Annotated in this window: 3 protein-coding genes; 1 reads left to right on the forward strand and 2 read right to left on the reverse strand. The window is 70.8% G+C overall.

The genetic code is table 11. The features are described 5' to 3' along the window. Positions 1 to 197: 197 nt before the first annotated feature. Both ACFU7Y_RS42595 and ACFU7Y_RS42600 read right to left on the reverse strand, forming a co-directional pair. Positions 198 to 545 (reverse strand): transposase, encoded by a 348-nt coding sequence (locus tag ACFU7Y_RS42595; RefSeq protein WP_380771824.1) that lies wholly within the window; start codon positions 543 to 545, stop codon positions 198 to 200. Between the two features lie 328 nt (positions 546 to 873). Next, complete coding sequence (locus ACFU7Y_RS42600; protein ID WP_380771828.1) at positions 874 to 1,545, reverse strand: TetR/AcrR family transcriptional regulator; 672 nt, start codon at positions 1,543 to 1,545, stop codon at positions 874 to 876. A 101-nt stretch (positions 1,546 to 1,646) separates the two neighbouring features. Between ACFU7Y_RS42600 and ACFU7Y_RS42605 the strand changes: the two genes are divergently transcribed. Next, positions 1,647 to 2,690, forward strand: a complete 1,044-nt coding sequence (locus tag ACFU7Y_RS42605) for an FAD-dependent oxidoreductase (RefSeq protein ID WP_380771826.1) — start codon at positions 1,647 to 1,649, stop codon at positions 2,688 to 2,690. The last annotated feature ends 131 nt before the right edge of the window (positions 2,691 to 2,821 follow it).

Genomic DNA, 2,821 nt, shown 5'->3' on the forward strand with positions numbered 1-2,821 from the left:
CCCTGCGGGGGGACTTTCACCTGCCCGCACCGTTCGCAGGGGCGCATCATGCTGCGCTCCACCTCCTGTGCGGCCCTTTCCACAGCGGCTTTCAGCGTGGGCGACAGGCCATCGGCCAGTTCCACGAGTTCGTTCCGGGTCCACGGGTCCTGGCTGAGGGGCCGGTCGGCGCCCCCAGTCCTCGTCGACCAGGCCAGTCAGCAGGTGCGAGGGGTGCGGGCCACTTCTTCCAGCACGGCACGGACGGCCTCGGTGACCAGTTCCAGCCGGGTCAGGTCACGTACCGCGGCCAGGACGTGGGTGGAGTCGGTACGCTGCGTGGTGCGCTTGCGCACGAGTCCGGCCTCCTTCAGGCGCGTGAGTGCCGGATCGAGGAGACGGTCGGCGCGGTCATCCAGGGCCAGGCGCTCGCGGAAGTCGGCCAGCACGCTGTGGTGGAAGCCGGGATCGTCCAGCTCCATGGCCAAGGCGTACTTGAAATCGATGCGGCAGCGGACCGCTTCCGCCGCTTGCCGGTCCGACCGGCCGAGCAGGAACTGCAGCACGCAGACGGTGGCCAACTGGGCGGGCGAGATGCCAGGGCGTCCATCGCGCGGGTACCAGCCCGCGAAGTCCTCGTCGCACCACAGCCCGTCCAGCCGGTCTCTGACCCACATCGCGGTCGTACCGCCTGGGTTGCTCGCCCGCGCGATCTGAGCGGTCAGAGACGGGACTTGCTCACCGGAACGGGGGCGGAGCGACAACTGGTACCTCGACAACTGCATCGGTCTTCGATCAGCCCCGAGCATGCCCGCTGATCAGGCGGGCACACCGGGGAACTTCAAGATCCCCGACAGAGTCAAGCTGAGTTTCCCGGCGTGCGGAAGGTGCTGATCAGCTGGTCATCTGACCGGAACCGTGGCCGGGCCGTTGCAGCGGGTCGAGGACGTGGATGTCGCTGCGGCCGGCTCGACGGTCGTGGTCGGCGGGCGGGTACACCGCGGCCAGGAGGTCGCTGGCGAACCGGTCGAGGTCGTCCAGCCCGGCGTGGGTCAGCGTGCGGGTGCCGCCGGCGAGCAGGTGTGGGATGGCGGCGTGCAGGGCGAGGGTGACGGCGGCGGCCCGTTGCGGGGTGACGGGCAGTCCGGCAGTGCGCTGGGCCTGTTCGAGGCCGGCGAAGTCGGCGGCCGCGATCGGGTCGAGGATGGCGGAGAGCCAGCTTCTGCGGGCCGCCTCGGCCTGCAGTTCCAGGTAGGCGAGCATGCGGGGACGGCCGGGGCCGGCGACGTTCCGGAGCAGTCCGCTGAGCAGAGCCGCCAGGCTCTCGCGGTCCACGGGTGCGCCTGCGGCGGCCATCAGCTCCGCGGCGACCTGGTGGTATTGCTCCGTGCATTGCTCGGCTGCGGCGCGCAGCAGGGCGTCCCTGGTCGGGAAGTAGTTCTTCGTGGTACCCGCGGGCACCGCGGCGGCCGCGTCGACGGCCCGGTGTGTCAGGCCCCGTCCGCCCGCGGAGGCCAGGACCTGGATCGTGGCAGCGCGCAGCAGATCACGACGGTTCCCACTCAGCGTCAATTCTCCTTTTTCCTCGGCCTGTTGCTCATGATACCCCAACCGTGGTACCACAGCTGTGGTGGCTCGAATCGGTAAACACGATAACGGGGGGCGTGATGACTGGAACGGCCGTTGTGGTGGGGGCGGGAGTCGGCGGGCTGGCGACGGCGATCGGACTGCGCCGGGCGGGATGGCAGGTATCGATCCGGGAGCGTCGCACGGAACTGGAGCGGTACGGCACCGCGTTCGGCCTCCACCCCGCCGCGCAGGACGCCCTCGACCGTCTCGGTGTCGGCGAGGCGGTGCGCCGGCGCGCGGTGCCGTACCGCTCCGCGCAGGTCCGCACCCCTGATGGGCGGGTGCTGGCCCGGCTCCCGCTGGAGCGCATCGAGCGCAAGGCGGGCCGACCCGAACTACTGCTCTCCCGGCCCTACTTGATCGATGCACTGATGGCCGAACTGGACGCGTTAGGGGACGTCACCGTCGAACTCGACGAGAACGTCACCGACGTGGCGGCACTGTCTCCCGGATACGACTTGCTGGTCGGGGCCGACGGCCTGCGCAGCGTCGTGCGGGCAGCCCACTTCGGCACGGCCAGTGAGCCACGGAAGGCGGGGGCCGTCGCCTGGATCGGTATCGCGGACTTCGAGGGCGGCGTCTACGGCGAGACCTGGGGCAAGGGCCGCTTCTTCGGCATGACCCCGGTCGAGCCGGGCCGCACCAACTGGTACGCCGCCGTGCCCGAGGGAACCACTGCCGCCGAACTGCGCGACTGCTTCAAGGACTGGCACGACCCCATACCCCGGATCCTCGCCGGGACCGACCCCGCCACCTGGATCCGCTACGAGATGCGGCACCTGTTCCCCGCCCTGCCGACCTTCGTCCATGACGGAAAGATCGCCCTGGTCGGCGACGCGGCGCATGCCATGACACCCAACCTGGGCCAGGGCGCGTGTACGGCGATCCTGGACGCGGAGGCCCTGACCCGCGCCGTCGTCCGTCACGGCCGCGCCAGTCTCTCGGATGCCCTACGCGCATACGACCGCGAACGCCGCCGCAGCGCCCAGCGCATCGCCTTCGCCTCCCGCAACCTGCACCGCATCGTGTCCACCGAACACATCTGGCTCCGCGACACGGCAGCCCGCCTGCTGCCGCGCTGAATCGCCCCGGATGAGAACCGGCTCGGGGGCGAACGGGAAATTGCCAGCCGGAGCGGACCCGCAGCGCCCGCTGGTCGCCGACCGCCGCCACCGACCAGATGTGAGCGGCGTGGGGCCGCCCCGATCGGGGC

The sequence above is a fragment of the Kitasatospora sp. NPDC057542 genome (assembly GCF_042801945.1).
GTDB lineage: Bacteria > Actinomycetota > Actinomycetes > Streptomycetales > Streptomycetaceae > Kitasatospora.

What these genes read in the sequence shown, in the direction of transcription:
- ACFU7Y_RS42605 (WP_380771826.1), top strand. Translation starts at nt 1,647, where the DNA reads ATGACTGGAACGGCCGTTGTGGTGGGGGCGGGAGTCGGCGGGCTGGCG.